We start from the raw sequence: 26,620 nt of genomic DNA on the forward strand, positions 1-26,620 counted from the left end.
CCCCGGCGCGACGATCGCGCCGGACCTGATTACGACGGTCAACGGCTCAATTCTCCAACACCCGTTCGATCTCCACTATCGACCGGCCCGCCCAACGTCCCGCGTCGGCAGCGGGCATGCGACCGCCGACGACGAGTACGGCCTCCAGATCCTCGGAATCCGATACATCGATCGAACCGAGGAGTTGCGGCGCCGCGAAGAGGTGGGTCACCCAGCCGTCGATGATCGCGTTGTCGATGTCGTCTTCCTTACCGACGACGACAGATGTGGCACCCGCGACTGCCGCGACCACTGATTCAAGCATCGCACCCGCCGAGTTGGGGTCACCCACGAACGAGGTGCGCGACTCGAAGTCGACCGGCGATTCGGCGTGCACGCGGTTCACCGCGGCTGCCACCGCATCGAAGCTGGCAACTACGATCCCGCGCGAATCGCTGGCATCGACGAACATCGGGTCGTCGCCGCGCAGCGCTCGACTCCTGTCCACGTAGGTGATCGGGTGGCCGGGCAGTCCACCGACCTCTGCCGCGAACGTCGGATCGTCGAGGATCAGCCACTGCACACCCTCGATCCGCTGACCGTTGCCCGCCGCAATGCCGAGTTCGACGGGCACCGGCCAGCTCGCCGCCTCGGTGTCGGCGACCTGCGCAGAGTCGACCCCGAGGACCGCGGCACCGGTCTTGAGAACCGCCCACCTCGCGATCGCCGAGTCGATGGATCCGCCGAGCGCCACCGCGACGGCAGTCCCCGGTCCGGCACCACGGCCGATGAGGGCGCGCGCCAGTTGGGACGACCGCTGGTCGAGTTCCCGATAGGTGAGTTCATCCTCGCCCCTGGCCAGCGCCGGGGCCTCGGGATCGTCCTCGACCGCAGCACTGACGACTCCGGCGAGCGCGGTGCCACTGCTGACGACCGGACTTGCTTCGACCGAGTCACCTCGGCTGGCCGCGAGCAATTGCTCACGCTCTTGCGCATCGAGCAGGTCGATATCGCGAATCGCCACGTCCGGATCGGCGGCGACTGCCGCTAGCACCCGGTTGAGCCGTTGCCCGAACTTTTCGACCGTCGAGGCGTCGAACAGATCCACGGCGTAGGTGATCGCGACCGACACGTCAGCGGGTGACCCGTCGTCGTTGTGCTCGGCGTGCACCTCGAGTTGCAGGTCGAACTTCGCCGGAGATTCGGCGCCGTCGAGTGTCGTGATCGCCAATCCTGGCAGCTCGAACGACGACCGCTCCAGGTTCTGGAAGGCCAGCGCGACCTGGAACAACGGATGATGATCACTCTGCCGACGGCTGACCACCGCGTCCGCAACCTGTTCGAACGGGATGTCGGCATTGGTGAACGCCGAAAGGTCGGTCTCGCGAATTCGCGCGAGGAAATCGCCGAACCTTTCCGGCTGCTCGACCGGCGTCCGCAGGGCAACGGTGTTGACGAACATGCCGACGAGGTCGTCGAGGGCACGCTCACCGCGGCCGGCGAGCGGCGCGCCGATGACGATGTCACTCGTCCCCGATGTCTTTGCGAGCAAGACGGCGAGACCGGCGTGCAACACCATGAACAGCGACGACTGTCGGGACGTCGCGACGTCGATCAGCCGACCGTGCACCTCGGCGGGCACCGTGACGCGGACGACCTCACCACGCATGGACTGCACCGCTGGGCGAGGCCGGTCCGTCGGCAGGATCGGTTGTTCCGGGGCACCCGCCAGAGCCTCACGCCAATACTCAAGCTGACGCTGAGCAGGCGAATCCGCCTGGTCGACGGTGCCCACCACTTCGCGCTGCCAGAGCGTGTAGTCGACGTATTGCACCGCGAGTGGCTGCCACGCAGGTGGCGCGCCGGCGACGCGCGAGACGTAGGCCGTGACCATGTCGCGGGCGAGCGGCGCCAACGATGCACCGTCCATGACGATGTGGTGGGCCACGAGGACGAATGCATAATCCTCGGTGCCCAGCCGGATCAAGCTGACCCGCACCGGCGCCTGCCGGGCGACATCGAATCCGGCCCCCATCACTTCGGACACCCGCGCAATCGGATCGGCGGGTTCGTCCGCCGCGAGATCCAAGGTCGCGACCACTTCGGCCGTTCCCAGCACCTCCTGGCGCGGGGTGTCGATGATCGTCGGGAATCGAGTCCGCAAGGACTCGTGCCGGTCGATGACATCGGCGACCGCGGCTTGCAGCGCCGCGACGTCGAGTGTCCCGGTCAGCCGCAGACCCAACGCGACGTTGTAGGCCGACGAGGCAGGGTCGAGCTGGTTGAGCACCCACATCCGTTGCTGCGCAAGGCTCAACGGAATCGGGTCCGGACGTTCCATGCGGGTGAGCGGAAGGCGCCCACCGGTTGCCGAACCCACGACCACCCGGCCTGCCAGTGCACCGACAGTGGGTGATTCGAAGATGTCACGCACCCCGATGTCGGCGTTACATACCTCGTTCAGCCGCGCGACGAGGCGCATCGCGGACAGCGAGTTGCCACCGAGGGTGAAGAACGAATCGTCGACACCGACCCGCTCGACCCCGAGCAATTCCGCGAACACCTCGGCAATCGTCGCCTCGGTCTCCGTTTCGGGCGCGCGAAATGCTTTGTCACTGAGGAGCTCCGGCGCAGGCAGTGCCCGGCGATCCAACTTGCCGTTCGCCGTCAGCGGCAAGGCATCCAGCACCACGACCGCTTCCGGAACCATGTAACCGGTCAAGAACTCCGACACGAACTCCTTTACGGCTGCCGGATCCACGTCCGCCCCAGCCTCGGGGACCACGTACCCGACCAACCGATCACCGAGAAGGTCATCGGAGCGCACCAGAGCAACGGCCTGCGCCACACCCGCCGCAGTTCCCATGGCCGCCTCGATCTCACCCAACTCGATGCGGAACCCGCGCAACTGCACCTGCGAGTCACTACGACCCGCGTACTCCAACTGTCCGTCGGAGTTCCACCGCGCGATGTCTCCGGTGCGATACATCTGCTCGCCTGGACCACCGAACGGATTGGCCACAAACCGGCCCGCACTCAAGCCTGGCTGCCCCACATAACCTCGCGACAGCTGTTCACCCTGCACGTAGATCTCGCCCGGCACACCCACTGGGACAGGACGTAACCGCGCATCGAGCACCACAGCACTCAACCCCGGCAACGCGCGACCGATCACCGACGCCGCTCCCGTGCGAGCATCCTCCGGCGTGACCGTCACGAACGAAACATGCACCGTCGTCTCGGTGATCCCGTACATGTTCACCAAGCGCGGCGTTCCATCAGGGTAAAGCTGGAACCAGCGCGACAACTGCCCGAGATCGAGTGCCTCGCCACCGAAAATGACGTGGCGCAAGGACAATTCGGCCTCCACCAACCGCTGTGCCTCGGCGAACTGATAGAACGCCGACGGCGTCTGGTTGAGCACCGTGACCTTCTCCGCCGCCACCAATGCCACGAAATCGGCGGGCGAACGCGAAGTGAGGTAGTCCACCACCACGACGGACCCACCCCGAGTCAGCGGACCCCACAATTCCCACACCGAGAAATCGAAGGCGTACGAATGGAACATCGTCCAGACGTCGCTCTCGTCGAACTCGAACAGCGGCTGCGTATTCGCGAGCAACTCCACGACATTGCGATGAGCTACCGCCACGCCCTTCGGCCGCCCGGTCGACCCCGACGTGTAGATCACGTACGCCACGTTCGACGACCGCAGTGGCGCCACCCGATCCGCGTCGGTCACGACGGAGGCATCGAACCCGGATACATCGATCTCGTCGACCAACACCACCGGCACGGTCTCCGGAATCGTCACCTCCACAGCTGAACTCGACACCACACACACCGGCGCAGAATCCGTCAACGTGTACGCGATTCGGTCCGCAGGGTAGGTCGGATCCACCGGCACGTATCCGCCACCGGCCTTCATGACCGCCAGCAGCGTCACCACCAGTTCGGCATCCCTTTCGAGCACCACGCCGACCAACTTCTCCGGACCGACGCCCACCGAAATCAGGTACCGCGCAAGACGGTTCGACCGCGCAGCGACCTCGCCGTACGACAACCGCTCACCACCGAATACCACTGCCACGGCATCGGGGTTCGCTGCCGCGCGCGCGTCGAACATCGACACCAACGTCAGGGCCGAATCGACCTCGACCCCAGCCGAATTCCACTCTCGCAGCACGCGCTCACGCTCGGCTGCACCCAGCAGATCGATATCGCCGACCACCACCGCAGGATCCGCCGCGACCGCTGCCAGTACCCGCACGAACCGGTCCGCGATCAACGCCACCTGGTCGCGCGCCACCACCGACGGCAGGAACTCGAAGGTGAGGTGCAGTTGTGCTCCCGCACCGACGATCAGGGACAACGGGTAGTGCGGCGAATCGTTGGATGCGATGCCTTCGATCGACATCCCCTCGATAGCACCGGCCTGTTCGGCCAACCCAGCAGCGTCCACCGGATAGGACTCGAACACAGTCAAGGTGTCGAACAACGCTCCCGCACCTACGGCACGCTGAATGTCGGCCAGACCCACGTAATGGTGATCGAGTAAGTCCGCCTGCTCGCCCTGCAACCGCACCAACAACGACTCGACGGGTTCGTTCGCATCGAATCGCACTCGCACCGGCAGCGTGTTGATGAACAAGCCGACCATCGACTCCACGCCGGGCAACTGCGGCGGACGACCCGACACGGTCGCACCGAACACCACGTCATCGCGACCGGTCAACCGGCCCAACAACATTCCCCACGCCGACTGGACGATCGTATTCATCGTCACACCCAGCCGCGCACCCAACGACGCCAGCGCAGCCGTCGCGTCCTCTTCGAGGCCCACGGCGTAATCGTCTGTACGAGTCGTCACTGCCGCAGCAGGATCGCTCGGCACGAAGATGGTCGGCTCCGCGCCGGACAGCGCCCGCGACCACTCCAGCAACGACGCCGCCGGATCCTCTTGCGTCAACCAGGCCAGATACGACCGATACGACCGCGCGCGACCCAATACGGACGCATCCCCGCGCGTCGCGTACAGGACCAGCAAGTCCTTCATCAGCAACGGCATCGACCAGCCGTCGAGCAGAATGTGGTGATTCGACGCCACGAGCTTGTAGGTATCCGCGGAAGTCTTGACCAAGGTAAATCTGATCAGGGGCGGTTGGGCGAGATCGAAATGGGTGGCCTGATCGGTCATGAGCACGTCGGCGAGGGCGCGGTCGCGATCCTCCGGGGCTAGCTCACTCAGATCGACCTCCCGCCACGGAACGTCCACCGACTCGACGACGACCTGCACCGGGGCACCGGCAGCGTCGGTGACGAAAGCGGTCCGAAGGTTCGGGTACCGGTCCAGCACACCCTGTGCCGCGGCACGCAACCGGCTCGCGTCCACAACGCCGGCAAGGTCGATGACGACCTGGACCGCATACACATCGACCGACGCCTGCGCCAACAGCGCATGGAACAACAACCCGGATTGCAACGGCGCCAATGGCCATACATCGACCAGGCGACCGAACCGCCGCTCCCACTCGAGCAGATCCTGCTGCGATACCGACACCAGGGCAACGTCACTCGGGGTCAAACCACCCGCGTCAGGACGCTGCGCATAGGTCGCCAATCCGCCAAGCGACTCGACCCACAGCTCCGCCAGCGCCGTGGCATCAGCTTCCGAAAGTACCTCGGACGCATAAGCGAACGACCCGGACAGTGCCGCACCGTCGGGAGCGTCCGCGACGACGACGTTGATGTCGACGATCCGGTTCGCAGGCATATCGGGATCGAGTTCTGCGGCCACCTCGGTCAACTCGCCGCCGGGCAGCCAGCCCAGTTCTGCGAACGCATCCGGCACGCTTTCGCCACCGACCCGGCCGAGATAGTTGAAACTGATCTGGCCGTCAGGTTTACCGGCCAACTGCTCGCCCGTCTCGGCGTTGAGGTAGCGCAGCAACCCGAAGCCGATGCCCCTGTCCGGGACCTCCAGCAGAGCTTCCTTTGCGGCTCGCATCGCAGCACCAGCCGACGGGCCACCGTCGATGGCATCGACGACGTCGACGCCGTCCAGACCCAGTCGCACCGGGTATCCGGTGGTGAACCAGCCGACCGTTCGTGACAGGTCGGCTCCCGGCACCACAGCTTCTTCACGACCGTGACCTTCGAGGTGAATCAGCGGTGGCTCGACGGCGATTCCCCGCAATTGACGCCAACGCGAAAGCGCCAGCGCCAGACCGGCAAGCAGACCGTCGTTGATGCCACCCCGGAACAAGCCCGGCAACGTCGTCGACAACACCGCGGTCACATCGACAGGAACTCGGACCTCGACCCGCTTGACCGTCGCGACGACGTCGACAGTCGGATCGAACGGCCGCGAACCCAACAAGGGGTCCGGCCCGTCGAGGATCCGCTGCCACACCGGCAGTTCGGCCACCCGCTCGGCCGATATCGCCTCGTCGGCCAACGCGTACGCCCAACGCCGCATCGACGTACCGACCGGCGCCAACTGCGGCCTCTGGCCCGCCGCGATCTGCGCCCACGCAGTGACGAAGTCTGGCAACAAGATTCGCCAGGACACCCCATCCACCACGAGGTGATGGGCCACGATCAACAGCTGACCCGCACGATCGGGCCCGCGGTCCAACCACACGAACGCGAACATGACGCCGCCCGTCGGACTCAACCGACCGAGCGCAGAATCCAGCGCCGCAGACGCGATCGCCGCGATCGAGGCGTCATCGACAGCGCTGATATCGACCCGATCCACCAACGCATCCACATCCACCGCACCCGGTGCCGCGGCGTCCAGTCCCCACAGACCTGCGTTGTCACGGACTAGCCTCGATCGCCACACATCGTGGTGATCGACAACTGCGGCAATGGTTTTCACGATCCCGGAGCGCTCGATCCCGACGGGCAACACCACCGAGATCGTTTGGCTGTTCCGGTCCGTGGTTCCCGGTCCTTCGACTACAGACCGCGCAAACGGCAGCAACGGCATCCAGCCAACGCCGCCACCCGGCAACTCTTCGAGCACGACAGCAACGGAATCCTCCGTCAGCTGCGCGACCTCGGCCAGTCCGGCAACTGTCCTCCGCTCGAAAACATCGCGCGGGGAGAACACCACACCTCGAGCCTTTGCCCGCGACACCAATTGGATCGAGATGATGCTGTCGCCACCGAGGGCGAAGAACGAATCGTCCACGCCGACTCGCTCAGCACCGAGGACGTCTGCAAACACCCCGGCGATCACGGTTTCGATCTCTGTCTGCGGGGCACGGAACGCTGTCGCGCTGGTGAATTCCGGATCTGGCAACGCCTTACGATCCACCTTGCCCGATGCGTTCAACGGCAACTCATCGAGAACCCGAATATGCACCGGCACCATGTATTCCGGCAACTCACGCGCCGCTGCCGCGGTCAGTTCCGCCACGTCGATGGTGGCGTCGGCGGCTGGCACCACATACGCAGCCAACTGATCGGCGCGAACCAGCACGACGGCCTGCGACACCGAATTTTCTGCGACCAACACGGCTTCGATCTCACCGAGCTCGATACGCAATCCGCGCAACTTCACCTGGAAGTCGGTGCGGCCGATGTAGATCAGCTGTCCATCCGCCCGCCACGACACCAGGTCGCCGGTGCGATAGAACCGTGCGCCGGCCGCGCCGAACGGATTCGCGACGAACCGGTCGGCAGTCAGGTCCGGCCGCGCGACATAGCCGCGTGCCAGTTGCTGGCCTGCGAGGTACAACTCCCCGGGCACACCGATCGGCACCGGACGTAACCCTGAATCGAGCACGTACACCTGCGCATTCCACACAGGGGTACCGATCGGCGCCGCGGAACCCGAATCCTCCAGGAGCGAAGAGGCAGTCGCGTGCACGGCGAACTCTGTTGGACCGTAGAGATTGTGAATTTCGGCGCCGGGCAGCAGCTTTCGCACACTTCGCACTGTTGCGGTCGGGAGTGCTTCACCCGCAGCTTGGATCACCCGCAACGATCCGCACCGCCCAGGAGTCAGACTGTCGACGAAGACCGCGAGCATCGAGGGCACGAAGGACACCATCGTCACCGACTCGGCATCGATCACGTCGGCGATGTACTCGGGATCACGGTGGCCATCCGGCGCCGCGATGACCAAGCGGCCACCGGTGATCAACGTTCCGAAGAGTTCCCACACAGACACGTCGAAGGTGAACGGCGTCTTCTGCAAAACGGTGTCTGCGCCCGACATGTCGAATCGGTGCGTCAACCACAGGACTTGGTTCACGACAGCCGCGTGCGATACCGCGACTCCCTTCGGCCGACCCGTCGATCCTGACGTGAAGATCGCGTACGCCGGATTCGCAGCACGCAGCGGCACGATCCGCTCAGCGTCCGTCACCGGCGAGTCGGAGAAGTCGGCGAGATCGAGCGACTCGACATTTTCTACCGGAATGCTCGCGTGGAAATCGACACTGTCGCGCTGTGTCGACAACACCAACACGGGCGATGCCGTCTGCAGTATGTGGTCGATCCGATCGGCAGGCTGATCGACATCGATGGGCACGTAGGCCCCACCTGACTTCACGACGGCATAGATCGCCACGAGCAGTTCGACTGATCGGCGAATACCCAGGCCTACCGACGCCTCCGGACCCACCCCACGCGAAATCAGATAGCGGGCAAGTTGATTCACGCGCGCGTCGAACTGCGCGTAGGTCAACGATTCACCGTCGAAGGTGACCGCAACGGATTCCGGCGACCGCAAGACCTGCTCGTCGAACAACGAAACGAGCGTCGTGTCGCCGTGAACGGAATGCTCTGTCGCGTTCCACTCCTCGAGCACCAACCGTCGTTCGTCGGCGTCGAGGACATCGAGATCGGCCACCGCTGTCGTCGGATCGGTGGTGATCGACTCGAGGATTCGCAGCATCCGCTCGACAATCGATTTCACCTCCGCCTCGCCGAAAAGCGACTGCAGGTACTCGACGGAGATGCGCATCTGGGCAGCAGCGGTGATCAGCAGAGAGAGCGGGTAGTGCGGGGCGTCGTTGGAGGTGACGCCGTCGATCGTCAGGCCCTCGATGGCACCGGCCTGCTCGGCCAATCCGGCAGTGTCGACCGGGTAGGACTCGAACACGGTCAGCGTGTCGAACAACGATCCGGTGCCGGTGACTCGCTGAATATCAGCAAGCTGAATGTAATGGTGCTCGAGTAGGTCGGCCTGCTCACGCTGCACGCGGACGAGTAGGTCCTCGAGGGATTCCGACGGCTTGATTTGGATCCGGACCGGCACGGTGTTGATGAACAGACCGATCATCGACTCGACACCCGCGAGTTGCGGTGGTCGACCCGACACCGTCGCACCGAACACGACATCGGTGCGGCCGGTGAGTCTTCCGAGGAGAAGACCCCACGCGGTCTGCACGACAGTGTTCACAGTGATGCCCAGACGGGCACCGAGCGCCGTCAGTCCCGCTGCAATCTGCTCGTCGACGATGGCAACGACTTCGCCTGTTCGTTGCGTGGTCGCCAGGCCCGCTCCGGAGCGCGCAAGCAGCGTCGGCTCGTCGACTCCGTCGAGCGCGTTGGCCCAGACCTGCAGCGACGTGGCGGGGTCTTGCTCACCGAGCCAGGAAAGGTAGGACCGATACGGCCGCGCCCGACCCAACAACGCCGGGTCGGCGTGCGTGGCATACAGGACCAGCAGGTCCTTCATCAGCAACGGCATCGACCACCCATCCAGCAGGATGTGATGATTGGCCATCACCAGCTTGAACACACCCTCACCGACGGTCACCAGCAGGAACCGCAGCAACGGCGGGCTGGCGAGGTCGAAGTTGGTGGCCTGATCGGCGGCCAACAACTGTGCCAACGCCGCTTCCCGCTCCCCTTCCGGCAACGTGGTCAGATCCACCTCACGCCACGGCACGTCGAGGTGATCGAGCACCACCTGCACCGGAGTGCCATCGGCGTCGGTGAGGAACGCGGTCCGCAAGTTCGGGTACCGATCCAGCACCGCCTGCGCCGCCGCGTGCAACCGCCCGGCGTCGAGCGCACCGGACAGATCGAGCACCACCTGGATCGAGTACATGTCCACCGAGGCCCCGGCGAGCATCGCGTGAAACATCAACCCCGACTGCAACGGCGCCAACGGCCAGACATCGACCACACCGTCGAAGCGGGACTCGAACTCCTCGATCTCGGCTTGTCCCAACGACACCAAACTCAGATCCGACGGCGTCAACCCACCCGCACCGGGCGAGGACGCGTAGGCCGCGAGTGCGGTCAACGCCGCCACCCACAACTCCGCCAACCTTTGCACCGCGTCACCCGAGATCACCTGCGAGGCGTAGGCGAACGAAGCACCCAACGACTGCCCCCCACCGTCCTCGTCGGTGACGATGGCGTTGATATCGACAACCTTGTTCGCCGGCATATCCGCATCACCGGGGGCACTGAGCTCACCCAACCCACCAGCGGGGGTCCAGCCCAACCCGGCGACCTCGTCGGGCACACCGTCCAGCGACACCTGGCCGAGGTAGTTGAAACTGAGTTGCCCATCCGGCAGTGCGGCCAGCACCGGCGCGGTGTCGGGGTTGAGATGCCGCAGCAACCCGTACCCGAGGCCCTTGTCCGGAATCGCCAGCAACGCTTCCTTCACTCGTTTGAGCGCGGCCCCCGCTGCCGGGCCACCCGCCAGCGCGTCAGCGATATCGATCCCGGTCAGGTCGAGTCGGACCGGGAACGCGGTGGTGAACCACCCGACCGTGCGGGACAAGTCCGCCCCGGCGATCACCTCTTCCTCACGACCATGACCTTCCAGCTGAAGCAACGTCGCCGATTGGGTGACCCCGCGCTCGGCGCGCCACGCCGCGACCGCCATTGCCAAGGCAGTCAGTAGTCCGTCGTTGACGCCGCCGCGCAACAACCCGGGGATGGTTTTCAGCACCGCGGCGGTCACGTCGGCCGGGACCCGGACCTGCAACCGCTCGACGGTGGCGACGACGTCGCGGGCCGGGTCGAACGCTCGCGACCCCAGTACCGGGTCCGGACCGTGCAGGACCGATTGCCACCAGCCCAGTTCCGCGACCCGAGATGGTGTGGAGGCTTCGGTGACGAGGGCGTGGGCCCAGCGCCGCATCGATGTGCCGACTGCCGGTAGAGCCGGGGTTTGCCCCGCCGAGAGTTGGGCCCAGGCGGTCACGAAGTCGGGCACCAGGATTCGCCACGACACCCCGTCGACGATCAGGTGGTGGGCCACGATCAGCAACCGACCCGTCAGTGTCGGGCCGCGGTCGAACCAGACGAACCGCACCATCCGGCCCGTGACCGGGTCCAACCACCCCATCGCCGCGTCCAACGCCGCAGACCCCACTGCTTCGGTCGTCGATTCGTCGGCGGCAGGGTCGATGTCCATGACCGTGACCAGGGTGTCGGCATCCACCGACCCCACCGGCAAAGTTGTTACACCCCAACCGGTTTCGGGGTCGTGCACCAACTGTGAGCGCCACATGTCGTGGCGATCGAGCACCGCCGCGATCGTGGACACCACGCCGGCACGGTCGATCCCGACCGGCAACTCCACCATCATCGTCTGCGAGTTGCGGGTGAACCCGCCCGGACCCTCGATCACCGACCGCTCGATCGCGGTCAACGGCCGCCACCCGACACCGCCGCCTGGGAGTTCTTCCAGGACAACAGCAACCGAATCCGCCGCCAGCACGGCGACCTCGGCCAAACCGGCAACGGTCTTGCGTTCGAACACATCTCGCGGGGAGAACACCACACCCCGCGCCTTCGCCCGCGACACCAACTGAATCGAGACGATGCTGTCGCCACCCAACGCGAAGAACGAATCATCCACACCGACCCGGTCCACCCCGAGCACCTGCGCGAACACCTCACCGATGATCTGCTCGACCTCGGTCTCAGCCGCCCGGAACACCTTGTCGGACACAAACTCCGGCGCCGGCAACGCCTTACGATCCAACTTCCCGTTGCCCGTCAACGGCAACGCCTCGAGCACCATCACCGCATCCGGCACCATGTAGGAGGTCAAGAACCCCGCCACGGTCTCCGAAATCTGTGCTGGTTCCAGCGTGGCGCCCGCCTCGGGAACGACATACCCCACCAGGCGATCACCGGTGCGCTCGTCGGTCCGCACGATGGCCACCGCATCCGCGACACCCGCGCACCGGATCAACGCCGACTCGATCTCGCCCAACTCGATCCGGAACCCACGCAACTGCACCTGCGCATCCGAACGCCCCGCGTACTCGAGCACCCCAGCCGCGGTCCACCGCGCCACGTCGCCGGTCCGATACAGCCGAGAACCCTGGTCCCCGAACGGATTAGCCACGAACCGGCCCGCGCTCAGCGCAGCCCGACCGACATACCCTCGGGACAGCTGTGCCCCGGAAACATAGACCTCACCGGCCACCCCGACCGGCACCGGCGACAAGCGCGCGTCCAGCACGAACACACCCAACCCGGGCAGGCCACGACCGATCACCGACCCACCGCCCGCAGCCACCATCTCCGCGGTCAGAGCTTGGAACGACACGTGCACCGTGGTCTCGGTGATGCCGTACATGTTCACCAACCGCGGACCGGCGTCACCGTGGCGGGCCACCCACCCCGACAACCGGCCCAGATCCAGCGCTTCACCACCGAACACGATGTGGCGTAACACCAACGGCGCAAGTTCCGTGGCGTCGGCGGTCTCGGCTTCGGTGGCGACGCGGTCGGCCTCGGCGAACTGGTAGAACGCCGACGGGGTCTGGTTGAGCACCGTCACGCCTTCACGGCGCACCAGTTCCACAAAATCTTGTGGCGAGCGGGAGGTGAAGTAATCCACCACCACCAACCGCCCACCGAACAGCAACGGACCCCACAACTCCCAGACCGAGAAGTCGAACGCCGGCGAATGGAACATCGTCCACACATCCGTGGAATCGAACCCGAACTTCGGCGCCGCGTTCGCCATCAACTCGACCACATTGCGATGAGCGACCGCGACACCCTTCGGCCGACCCGTCGACCCCGACGTGTAGATCACATACGCCACGTCTTGTGATCGCAACGGGGACAGTCGATCTGCGTCCGTGACCGGTGCGGCGGAGAATTCCGACACCTCATCGATCAACACTCGCAGGGCCGTCACCGACTCCGGCACCGCCGACGCCGATTCGGAATCGGTGAGCACACAGACCGGTGCGCTATCGGTCAGCGTGTAGGCGACGCGTTCGGCCGGGTAGGACGGATCCACCGGCACATACCCACCGCCAGCCTTGAGCACCGCCAGGATCGCGACCACCACATCCAGTGACCGGCCCAGCACCACACCGACCAACGACTCCGGACCCACCCCCACCGAAATCAAATACCGCGCAAGCGCATTCGCACGACCGTCGAGCTCGGCATAGGTCAACGACACATCCTCGAACGTCACCGCCACCGCATCCGGGGCGGCAGCGACCTGCGCGTCGAACAACGACACCAACGTCACGTTCGGATCCACCACCACGCCGGGGGCCAGCGCCCACGACGACACCAACAACTCCCGCTCCCCCGCGAGGAGCAAGTCCACATCGCCGACCGCAGTCGCAGGATCGGCGGTGAATGCCTCGAGGACACTGACGAACCGGTCCGCGAACGACACCATCGTCGACTCGTCGAACAGATCGGTGGCATAGGTGAACGACGCCGACAACCCGGCCGGTTCCGCACCGTCACTGGGGTTTTCGGCCAATGTCAGTTGCAGGTCGAACTTCGCGACCGCAGCATCGAACTCGACCGCAGAAACGGTCAGACCGGGAAGCGAGAACTCTGTCGCCGCCAGATTCTGGAACGTCAGCATGACCTGGAACAGCGGGTGCCGCGCTGTGGAGCGTTGCGGGGCAAGGACTTCCACCAACCGCTCGAACGGCACATCGGCATTGCCGAACGCGTGCAGATCCGTCTCCCGGACCCGGCCCACCAACTCGGCAAACGACTCACCCGGTAGCACCTCGCTGCGCAGCACCAAGGTGTTGACGAACATGCCAATCACATCGTCGAGGGCACGTTCACCACGACCCGCGATCGGCGTGCCGATCGCAATGTCGCTGGTCCCCGACAACCGCGCCAACAGTACCGCCAACGCGGTGTGGACGGTGATGAACAACGTCGCATGGTGCGTACGGGCGATGTCGAGCAATGCCCGGTGAATGTCGGCGGAAATCTCGAAATCGACGTTCGCGCCATGGTTGGACGCCGACTGCGGCCGCGGCCGATCGGTGGGCAGATCCAACTGCTCGGGCAGGCCAGCGAGCGTGGCCGACCAGTAGGCTTCCTGCTGCGCAATCAGCGACCCGGGGTCGTCCTCGCTGCCGAGTACCTCCCGCTGCCACAACGCATAATCCGCGTACTGCACTTCGAGCGGAGTCCACCCCGGCGCCTCACCGGCAACGCGGGCGGCGTAGGCCACCATCACATCGCGAGCGAGCGGACCCATCGACCACCCGTCGGACGCCACGTGATGGACGACGAACACCAGCACGAACTCGGACGGGTCGATTTCGAACAGCGCGACCCGGACCGGGACCTCGGTCGTGACATCGAACCCGGCAGACACCAATTCGCCAACGCGAGCGATCACCTCGTCACCGGACACTGGGCTCGGTGTCAGGTCCACCGCCATATCGGTGACCGGAAGGATCACCTGGGACGGAACACCGTCGGTTTCAACGTAAATCGTGCGCAACACCTCATGGCGAGCCAGGAGGTCACCAACCGCCGCCCGCAAAGCCACCAAATCCAGTTGCCCCGTGAGCCGGATCGCGATCGGGATGTTGTAGGCCGCCGACTCCGGATCGAACCGGTTGAGGAACCACATCCGCTTCTGCGCGATCGACAACGGCACCACCGATGGACGTGGCCCGGCCACCAACGGCGCCCGACCATCCACACCCGCGTGTTGTTCCACCCGCACCGCCAACGCACCCACCGTCGGCGCCTCGAACAAGGTGCGCACCGCGATCCGGGTCTCCAACGCCGCACCCAACCGCGCCGCCACCTGCGTCGCGATCAACGAATTCCCACCCAACGCGAAGAAATCGTCGTCGAGCCCGACCCGATCCACACCCAACACCTCGGCGAAGGTTTGGGCCACGATCTGCTCGATAGGAGTCTCCGGCGCCCGGAACTCCCCCGCCTCGAACACCGGCGCCGGCAACGCCTTACGATCCAGCTTCCCGTTCACCGTCAGCGGCAACGCCTCCAACACCACCACCGCCGCCGGAACCATGTAAGACGGCAACTCCCGCACCGCCGCCGCCCGCACCACAGCCGCATCCACACTGTCTGCCGTGTCACCCACCAGATAGGCCACCAACTGATCCCCGGTCCGGGAATCCCGACGCGACACCACCGCCACCTGCGCCACCCCCGGCTGAGCCGCCAGGACCGACTCGATCTCACCCAACTCGATCCGGAAACCCCGCACCTTCACCTGGAAATCGGTGCGCCCCACATACTGCAAACTTCCCGAGGCGTCCCACGAGACCAGGTCACCGGTGCGATACAACCGGGCACCCGGTGCCCCGAACGGGTTCGCCACGAACCGGTCCGCCGTCAGGTCGGGTCTTCCGTGATACCCGCGCGCCAACTGCGCCCCGGCCAGATACAACTCACCGGCCACCCCGACCGGCACCGGCCCCAACCGACCATCCAAAACATAGACCTGGGTGTTCCACTCCGGTGACCCGATCGGCACCGACACCACATCCGCATCCGACACCGGGTGGGCGGTCACCGACACCGCCGCCTCCGTCGGGCCGTACAAGTTGTCCAGCCGCGCCTGGTTGTGGTTGCGGAACCGCTGCGCGGTCGCCGGGGGCAACGCCTCACCGATCGCCAACACCTGGCGTAGCGAGGACCCCAGCACCCCGCCCGACTCGATCAGCAACGCCTGCAACATCGACGGCACCACATGCAGCACCGTCACCGCGTGGGTTCCGATCAGTTCGTTCAAATACTGCGGGTCCTGATGACCGTCGGCCCGCGCGACCACCACCGCGCCACCGGAGACCAGCGCGGACCAGAACTCCCACACCGACAAGTCGAACGTCGCCGCGGTTTTCAGCAGCACCGCATCCCCAGCACCCAACCCGTAGGCGGACTGCTTCCACTGCAGCTGATTCGCTACCGCGCCGTGGCTGACCGCGACACCCTTGGGCACACCGGTCGACCCGGACGTGAAGATCACATACGCCGTCGTGTCCGGTCGCACCGGACCACGCCGCTCCGCATCGGTCACCGTCGACGCATCGACAGCACCGAGATCGAGGGTGTCGATCCGGACGACAGTCCGGTCCCCGTCGACGTCGAATCCGTCACGCGCAGTGGTCACTACACAGACCGGTGCCGCGGTGTCGAGGATGTGGGCGACCCGGTCGGCCGGATGATCGAGATCGATCGGCACATAAGCCCCACCAGCCTTGACGATCGCATACATCCCGACCAGCAGATCGGTGGACCGGCGAATCGCCAACCCCACCAACGACTCCGGACCCACCCCCACCGAAATCAGATGCCGCGCCAGCCGGTTCACCCGAGCATCGAACTGCCCATACGTCAGCGACTCACCCTCGAACACCACCGCCAACGCATCCGGATCACGAGCAACCTGCGCATCGAACAACGACACCAAAGTGGCGTCCGGAACGGTCGGTCGATCCGTCGCATTCCACGTGGTCAATACCGTTGTGCGCTCATCGGAATCGAGCAACGGAATGTCGCCGACGACGACGGACGGGTCCGCGACGACGGCACTCAGGAGGCGGGCGAAGATGTCCACGAACCGCTGGACCGTGGACTCGTCGAACAGATCTGTTGCGTAGGTGAAGATTCCGGTGATCCCGGCTGGGCTGCCATCGTCGTTACGGCGATCGTTCGCGATCAGGTGTAGATCGAACTGCGAGATCTGCTGATCGATTTCGATACCGCTGATCTGCAGTCCGGGCAGTTCCATGGTGGTCTGAGCCAGATTCTGAAACGACAAACCCACCTGGAACAGCGGATGCCGCGCTGTCGATCGCGCCGGATTCAGAACCTCCACGAGACGTTCGAACGGCACATCCGCATTCGCGAACACTTCGAGATCGTTCTCGCGCGCGCGGCCGAGCAACTCGTCGAATGTCGAGTCGCTGTCGACCTGTGTGCGGAAGACCAACGTGTTGACGAACATTCCGATGAGGTCGTCGAGCGCCCGCTCACCACGACCCGCGATCGGCGTTCCGATCGCGATGTCGTCGGTGCCGCTGAGACGAGCGAGCAGTACCGCCAAGGCGGTGTGCATCACCATGAACAACGACGCGTTGCGGCTGCGAGCCAACGCCATCAACGCCTGGTGTGTGTCGTCATCGATCGAGAGCGGCACGGATCGGCCGACCAGCGACTGCGACGCCGGTCGCGGCCGGTCACTCGGCAGATCGAGCTGGTCCGGCAAGTCGGCGAGCGCCGTTTTCCAATACGCCACCTGGCCCGAGGCCAGGGACTGCGGATCATCTTCGCTACCAAGCAGTTCGCGCTGCCACAATGCGTAGTCCGCGTACTGCACTGCCAGCGGCTCCCAGCCCGGCGCCTCGCCCTGGGCACGCGCCGCGTACGCGATCATCACGTCTCGTGCCATCGGTCCGACAGACGAACCGTCGGCACCGATGTGATGGACAACCATCGCCAGCACATACTCGGCTGCACCGATCTCGAACAGCGCAACCCGGAGCGGCACCTGGGTCGTCACGTCGAAACCAGCGGTGCCGAAATCGAACAGGCGGGCCTGAAGGTCCTTCTCCGGCAGTACAACCGGCGTCAGATCGATCGGCACATCGGTGGCAGGCAGAATCACCTGGACCGGTCCGTCGACCGTTTCCGGGTACACAGTGCGTAGCACTTCGTGGCGGGCGATCAGGTCTGTGACGGCGGACTGCAGTGCGTCGACGTCGAGGTTGCCGACCAATCGGATCGCGACCGGAAGGTTGTAGGCCGAGGACTCCGGATCGAACCGGTTCAAGAACCACATTCGCTGCTGCGCCAGCGACAACGGCACCCGATCCGGGCGTGGCTTCGCCACCAGTGCCGGCCGTCCACCCGCACCGGCATGCTCTTCGACCCGCACCGCCAGCGCCCCGACTGTCGGGGCCTCGAAAATCACTCGCACGGGGACTCGGGAGTCGAGCGCTGCACCGAGTCGCGAGGCGACCTGCGTCGCGATCAGCGAGTTGCCACCCAAGGCGAAGAAGTCGTCGTCGACACCGACGCGGGCGACGCCGAGCACGTCGGCGAACACCCCTGCCACGATCTCCTCGATCGGCGTGGTCGGTGCCCGGAACTCCCGCACCTCGAACACCGGCTCCGGCAACGCTTTACGGTCCAACTTGCCGCTGGTGTTGAGCGGGAACTCGTCGAGCACCAACACCGCCGACGGAATCATGTAGGACGGCAACCACCCACCGAGTGCGGCGGTCAACTCGGCTGCGGTCGGCGCAGACCCGGGCACCGGGATGACGTAGCCGACCAGTTGGTCACCGGTGCCGGTCGCGCGGACCACTGCCGCGGCCTGACTGACGCCGCCTTGTGCGAGCAGGGCGGTTTCGATCTCGCCGAGTTCGATGCGCTGGCCGCGGAATTTCACCTGGAAGTCGGTGCGGCCGATGTAGTGCAACACTCCGTCGCCGCGCCAGGACACCAGGTCACCGGTGCGATACATCCGCTCACCATTGGGGCTGAACGGGTTGGCGACGAACCGGTCCGCCGACAAATCGGGGCGTGCCACGTACCCGCGGGCCAACTGGGTTCCGGCCAGATACAGCTCACCCGCCACCCCGGCCGGGACCGGGCGCAGTCGGGTGTCGAGGACGTAGACCTGACTGTTCCACTCCGGACGACCGATAGGAACGGTCGTACCACTACCGGTCGCGGGCCAATAGGTGATCGACACCGCAGCCTCGGTCGGTCCGTACAGGTTGTGCACCGCCGCCGGGCTCAGTCGTGCGAACGCTGCCACCGTCTCCGGGGGCAGCGCTTCACCGATGACGAACACCTGCCGCAACGACCCGACCCGGTCGGCATCGACATAGGCGGCGAACACCGCCAGCATCGACGGCACGAAATCGGTCACCGTCACCGCGTGTTCGGCGATCGTCTCCGCAAGATAGCCCGGGTCGCGGTGCCCGTCCGGGGTCGCCAGAACCAGCGTTGCCCCCACCCGAAGCGGCAGGAAGTAACCCCACAGCGAGACGTCGAACGTCGTCGCCGTCTTCTGCAGATACACATCCTCGGTGGTAAGTCCGTACTCGGACTGCATCCACTCGAGCTGGTTGACGATCGCCTCGTGAGTGACCGCAACACCTTTCGGCCGTCCGGTCGAACCCGAGGTGAAGATCACGTACGCGGTGTTGCGTGCGCGCAGCGGCGACAGGCGCTCGCTGTCGGCAATCGGCGACGCGTCCAGGTCGTTGAGATCCAGCGCGCCGATGTCGAGCACCGTCACCCCGCTCGGTGCGGCGAAACCGTCATCCTCGGTCGTCAGGACACACACCGGTGCCGCGGTATCGAGGACGTGGACCGTCCGCTCGGCGGGATGGCTCGGATCGATCGGCACGTAGGCGCCGCCGGCTTTGACGACGGCGTACATGCCCACCAGCAGCTCTGTCGAGCGGCGCATGGCAAGACCGACCAGCGACTCGGGACCGACACCGAGGGAAATCAGATGCCGGGCAAGACGATTGACTCGAGCATCGAACTCGGCGTAGGTCAGCCGCTCACCCTCGAACACCACGGCGGTGGCGTCGGGGGTCCGGGCGACCTGGGCGTCGAAAGCCGGGACCAACGTCAGTGCGGCGTCGAGGGCGTGATCGGTCGCATTCCAGGCGTCGAGCACGGTGGTGCGTTCGGTGTCGTCGAGCAGTTCGATATCCCCGACCGGGATCGACGGATCGGCGAGGACCGCGGCCAGGACTCGTGCGAACCGGTCGGCGAACTCCTCCACAGTGGAGGGGTCGAACAGGTCGGTGGCGTAGCTGAATTCAGCGTGAATGCCCGCGGCGGCGCCGGTGTCGTCGTACTGCTCCACCAACGTCAACTGCAGATCGGTCTTCGCCAGTTGGGTGTCGAACTCCACCCCACTGATATGCAACCCGGGCAACTCGAGGGAGGCCTGCGCCACGTTCTGGAACGACAACCCGACCTGGAACAACGGGTTCCGTGCCGTCGACCGCGCGGGATTCAGTACCTCGACAAGCCGCTCGAACGGCACATCAGCGTGGGCGAACGCCTCGAAATCCGATTCCCGCGACGCCGCCAGCAGCTCGTCGAAGCTGGTGTGCCCGGCCACCTCGGTGCGCAGGATCAACGTGTTGACGAACATCCCGATCAGGTCGTCGAGGGCCCGCTCGCCACGCCGCGCGATCGGCGACCCGACCGCAATGTCCTCGGTGCCACTGAGCCTGGCGAGCAGCACCGCCAACGCGGTGTGCATGAGCATGAACATCGACGCATTCCGGCTGCGCGCCAACGCCGACAACGCCCGATGGGTCTCGGCGTCGATGCCGAACGACACCGACTTCCCGACAAACGACTGCACCGCCGGACGCGGTCGATCACTCGGCAGATCCAACTGGTCCGGCAACCCTGCCAGCTTCGTTCTCCAGTACGACACCTGCTGGGCAGCAACCGAATCCGGATCGTCCTCGCTACCGAGTAGTTCCCGTTGCCAGATCGCGTAATCGGCATACTGCACCGGCAACGGCGCCCAACTCGGCGCCTCCCCATGCGCACGCGCCGCATAGGCCGTCATCAGATCCCGCGCCAACGGCGCCATCGACGACCCATCCGCCGCCACATGGTGCGCGACGAACACAATCACAAAATCGTTGTCACCCAGCGCGAACAACGTTGCCCGCAACGGCACCTCGACGGTCACATCGAATCCCGTGGTGGCGAGATCGAGGACCCGCCCGAGCAACTCGCCCTCGGTGATCTGCACCGGCGTCAAATCCGGAACCGCCTGCGACACCGGCAGAATCACCTGATGCGGACCCTGCGCAGTGTTCGGATAGACCGTGCGCAACACCTCGTGCCGGCCGATCAAATCCGACACCGCCGCACCCATCGCCACAACATCGAGGTCCCCGGTCAACCGCACCGCAAGCGGGATGTTGTCCACCGCCGAGGTGGTGTCGAACTGATTGAGGAACCACATCCGCTGCTGCGCCAACGACAACGGCAGCCGATCCGGACGCTCCTTGGCGACCAGCGGGGGACGCGCCGGGGCACCGGCCGCGCGTTCCGCACGTGCCGCCAGGCCTTCGACCGTGGAGGCTTCGAACAGCTCCCGGACCCCGAGCTGCACGTCCAGCGCCGACCCGATCCGCACCACCACCTGGGTGGCGATCAACGAGTTCCCACCCAGATCGAAGAAATCGTCATCCAAACCCACCCGGTCGATACCGAGGACCTCGGCGTAGACCGCCGCCACCACCTGCTCGGTCGGCGACACCGGAGCCCGGAACTCCCGCGCCTCGAACACCGGCGCCGGCAACGCCTTCCGATCCAACTTGCCGTTGGCGTTGAGCGGCAACTCCGGCAGCACAACCACCGCATCCGGCACCATGTAGGACGGCACCGCCCGCCCGACCGCCTCGAGCAGGGCGGGCACGTCGACCTCGACGCCAACGGGTGGGACGACGTAGCCGACGAGACGTTCACCGAGGCGGTCGTCGCTGCGGACCACCGCGACAGCCTGGGCGACCGACTCGTGCGCGAGCAGCGCGGTTTCGACCTCACCCAGCTCGATCCGCAACCCGCGCAGCTTCACCTGGAAATCGGTGCGCCCCACATAAACCAGTTCCCCGGCGGCGGTCCAGCGGACCAGGTCACCGGTGCGATACAACCGGGAGCTTTCAGCGAAGGGGTTGGCGACGAACCGGTCCGCGGTCAAACGTCCGCTGCCGACATATCCGCGGGCCAATTGGGTTCCGGCGACATACAGCTCGCCTGCCACACCGACGGGAACCGGGCGCAGCCGGGCGTCGAGCACGTAGGCTTGGGTGTTGAAGACCGGGGCGCCGATCGGGACCGCCACCACATCGTCGGCCCGGCTTTGTCGGCGGGTGACCTGCACCGTGGTCTCGGTCGGCCCGTAGAGGTTGTGGACGGCGGCGCCGGTCGACTCGGCGAATCGGGTCGCCAACCCTGCCGGCAACACTTCACCACCAGCGAAGACGCGACGTAGTCCGGGGATGCCGGTGTCGCCGATGCTGTCCTGCAACACCGCCAGCAACGACGGCACGAACTGGACGGTGGTGACGTTCTCGGCGGCGATCACGTCGAGCAGGTATGCCGGATCCCGGTGACCGTCGTGACGTGCCACGACGAGTCGGGCACCAGTGAGCAACGGCCACAACACTTCCCACACCGACGCGTCGAACGTCGCCGGGGTCTTGAACAACACGGTGTCGGTGGAATCGAGCCGATACTCCGCCTGCATCCACAGCATCTGGTTCACGATCGCGCGGTGGCTGACCGCCACCCCCTTCGGCCGACCCGTCGACCCCGAGGTGAAGATCACGTACGCGGTGTTGTCCGGCCGCAACGGAGTCAGCCGCTCCATGGGCGTGATCGGTGCCGCATCGATGCCGGAGAGGTCGAGGTCGTCGATCCGATAGACAGAGCTGTCCCCTGCGCCGACGAATTCGTCACGCGCTGTGGTCAATACACAGACCGGTGCCGCTGTGGCGAGCACGTGCGCGGTGCGCTCCGCCGGGTGATCGGGGTCGAGCGGCACGTAGGCACCGCCCGCTTCCAGGACCGCATACATTGCGATGAGGAGATCGGTGGACCGGCGAATCGATACCCCGACCAACGACTCCGGACCGACGCCGACCGAGATCAGGTACCGGGCAAGCCGATTCACCCGCGCCGAGAACTCCGCATACGACAAGACCTGGCCTTCGAACACGACTGCAGTCGCATCGGGAGTGCGTGCGACCGCCGCGTCGAACAACTCGGGCAGAGTTGCCGCGTCCGCCGGATGGTCGGTCGAATTCCATTCGTCGACAACGAGACTGCGTTCCACGCTGTCGAGCAACTCGACGTCACCGACAACGACCGCGGGGTCGGCGACCACTGTCCGCAGCAGGCCGACAAATCGATCCGCCAACCCGGCCACAGTGGACCGGTCGAACAGGTCTGTCGCATAGGCAAGGTGGGCGTGCAGCCCGTCGTCGACCTCGACCAGGGTCAACGCCAGATCGAACTTCGCCGTATCCACCGCGACGTCGACCGCCGAGACAGTCAGGCCCGGCAACTCGAACGCCGTCTGACCCAGGTTCTGCAACGTCAGCATCACCTGAAAGAGCGGATGCCGCGCTTGCGAGCGGGCCGGGTTGAGCACCTCGACAAGGCGCTCGAACGGCACATCCGCGTGACCGAATGCCCCCAGATCCCGCTCCCGCACTCCTGCAAGGGTTTCCGCGAAAGTCGCCGATCCATCGACGCGCGTCCGCAACACCAACGTGTTGACGAACATCCCGATCAGATCGTCGAGCGCTGCCTCACCACGCCCGGCGACCGGAGTGCCGATCGCGATGTCGTCGGACCCCGACAACCTCGACAGAAGCACCGACAACGCTGAGTGCACGACCATGAACAACGTCGCACCATGCGCCTGCGCCAAGCTATTGAGACCGGCCCGCAGATCGGGGTCGAGGTCGAACTCGTAGTCGGCACCACGATTGGACGCCACCGCCGGCCGCGGCCGATCCCGCGGCAGGTCCAGTTGATCGGGCAGATCGGCCAATGCTGTCGACCAGTACGCCTCCTGGCGGGCGATGATCGAGGTCGGGTCGTCTTCGCTGCCCAGGACTTGGCGTTGCCACAACGCGTAGTCGGCGTACTGCACCTCCAACGGCGCCCACCCCGGCGCATCCCCCTGCACCCGCGCGGCGTAGGCGACCATCACGTCCCGGGTGAGCGGGCCCATCGAGAAACCGTCGGCACTGATGTGATGCACGACGAAGACAAGGACGTATTCGTCCACCGCACTGGAGATTTGGTAAAGCCGTGCCCGTACCGGAACCGCAACGGTGACATCGAAACCCGCCGACACGTCGGCGATGATCCGACCGATCACCTCGTCTTCGGTGACCGCGATCGGGGACACATCCACCCCGGCTTCCGCGGCGGGCAACACCTGCTGCCAGCCGACACCGTTGGCGGCGGGATAGACGGTGCGCAACACTTCGTGGCGCTCCACCACATCGCTCACCGCGGCCCGCAATGCGGCCACATCCAACGCACCCGACAACCGGACCGCCACCGGGATGTTGTTCACCGCCGAGGTGGTGTCGAACCGGTTGAGGAACCACATCCGTTGCTGGGCAAGCGATAGCGGCACCCGATCCGGGCGCTCCAGGGCGACCAGCGCGCGCTGACCGGCCTCCGAGCCCACCGTCGCCAGGGTCGTATCGACCAGGGCGCCGAGTTGACTGACCGTCGGGGCTTCGAAGAAGTCCCGCACATCGATGCGGACCCCGAAGTCGGTGTTGATTCGAGCGATCGCCCGGGTTGCGATCAGCGAGTTGCCGCCGAGAGCGAAGAAGTCGTCGTCCACGCCGATCCGGTCGATACCCAACAAATCGGCGAACAGCTTCGCCAGGATTTCCTCGGTGGGTGTCTCGGGTGCCCGGTATTCCTGCGCAAGCACCGTGAAATCCGGTGCCGGCAGGGCTTTGCGGTCCAGTTTGCCGCTGGGGTTGAGCGGTAGAGCAGGGAGCGGAATGAACAACGCGGGGATCATGTAGTCCGGCAACTGATGCCGCGCCACCGACACCAAAGCGTCGGAGTCGACCTCGGTCCCGGGTGTGGGGACGACATAGGCCACCAGTTGGTCACCGGCATGCGGGTCGGCGTGCACGGCGGCGACAACGTCGACGACCCCGTCCGCGCCGCGCAACACCCCCTCGATCTCGCCGAGTTCGATCCGCAGACCGCGGATCTTGACCTGAAAATCCGTGCGCCCCAGATACTCGATGATCCCGTCGCCGCGGCGGCGGACCAGATCCCCGGTCCGATACATCCGCTGCCCCGCGGTGAACGGGTTCGCCACGAACCGATCCGCCGTCAAATCCGGGCGCGCGATATAACCCCGCGCCAACTGCACCCCGGCCAGATACAACTCCCCCGCCACCCCGGTCGGCGACGGGCGCAACCCGTCATCGAGAACCAGCAACTCCGTGTTCGCCACCGGCAACCCGATCGGGATCGACGCCACATCCTTGTCGGTGACCTGGTAGTAGCTGACCTCCACCGCCGCCTCGGTCGGCCCGTACAAGTTGTGCAACTGAGCGGCACTGATCTCGCGCAACCGGGCCGCCACCTGCGCCGGCAACGCCTCCCCCGACGCGAACACGTACCGCAACGACGACACCCGCGCCGCAAGGGGTTCTCCGACATACACCGACAACATCGACGGCACGAAATGCACCGCCGTCACACCGTGTTCGATCATCGTCGCCGCCAAATACCCCGGATCCCGATGACCGTCCGGCTCCGCAATCACCAACGACGCCCCGACCTGCAACGGCCAGAACAACTCCCACACCGACACATCGAAAGTGAACGGCGTCTTCTGCAACACCACATCACTACTGGTGAGCTGGTACTGATCCTGGCGCCAGGTCAGATAGTTCAGCACCGACCGATGCGACACCACCACACCCTTCGGGCGACCCGTCGACCCGGACGTGAAAATCACATACGCCGCAGACTCCGGCCGCAACGGAGCAATGCGGTCCGCATCGGTCACCGGATCCGGCGAGAACTCCGACACATCAAGCTGGTCGAGCCGTACCACCGGCACCGTCGAGGACGATGCGAATTCGTCACGGGCGGTGCTCAGCACCACCACCGGGTGGCTGGTGTCGAGCACGTACTCGATCCGCTCGACCGGGTGATCCGGATCGATCGGGACATACGCCCCCCCGGCTTTGAGGATCGCGTACATCCCGACCAGCAACTCCACCGACCGCCGGACCGCCAACCCGACCCGGGTTTCCGGACCCACCCCGAGACCGATCAAATGCCGGGCCAACCGGTTCGCCCGCGCATCGAACTCCGCATACGTCAGCGTCGTGTCACCGAACACCAACGCCACCGCATCCGGTGACGCCGCCACCGCACGCTCGAACGCCGCGACCAACGTCTCCACCACATCGACGGCCGCCGACGCACCGCCGCCGATATCGGTGACCGACACCGCATCCGACACGATCGCCTCGACCACCCCGTCGAGCCCACCCGCCACCGACTCCACAAACCCCGGAACCACATCACCCAGCACCACCGGCACCAACGCCTCGGCCGGCAACGCCCCACCCATCGCCGCATCCATCGCCTGCAACTGCTCGGCCAAAGCGCGATACGTCACCGTCACACCGTCGAAAACCACCACCGCCCGCTCCGGCTCACACTCGGCGACAGCCGCGACCAAACGCGGAATGTCGGCGACCGTCAGCGTTGGTCGACCGGGGTTACGATCCGACATCTTTGGTTCCTCTCACGCGACAGCACATTCAAAGGCAGACGAATGCACTGGCTAACCTGCCAAGTTGCTGACAGC

The 26,620-nt window shown here is 65.6% G+C and carries 1 protein-coding gene; it reads right to left on the reverse strand.

The window, feature by feature from the left end:
• Window positions 1-46: 46 nt before the first annotated feature.
• Window positions 47-26,545, reverse strand: coding sequence for a non-ribosomal peptide synthase/polyketide synthase (locus tag FGL95_RS15075; RefSeq protein WP_169588106.1), 26,499 nt, complete (start codon window positions 26,543-26,545; stop codon window positions 47-49).
• Between the last annotated feature and the right edge of the window lie 75 nt (window positions 26,546-26,620).

The organism is Antrihabitans stalactiti (assembly GCF_012932915.1).
Lineage (GTDB): Bacteria > Actinomycetota > Actinomycetes > Mycobacteriales > Mycobacteriaceae > Antrihabitans > Antrihabitans stalactiti.

What these genes read in the sequence shown, in the direction of transcription:
- FGL95_RS15075 (WP_169588106.1), bottom strand. Translation starts at nt 26,545, where the DNA reads ATGTCGGATCGTAACCCCGGTCGACCAACGCTGACGGTCGCCGACATT.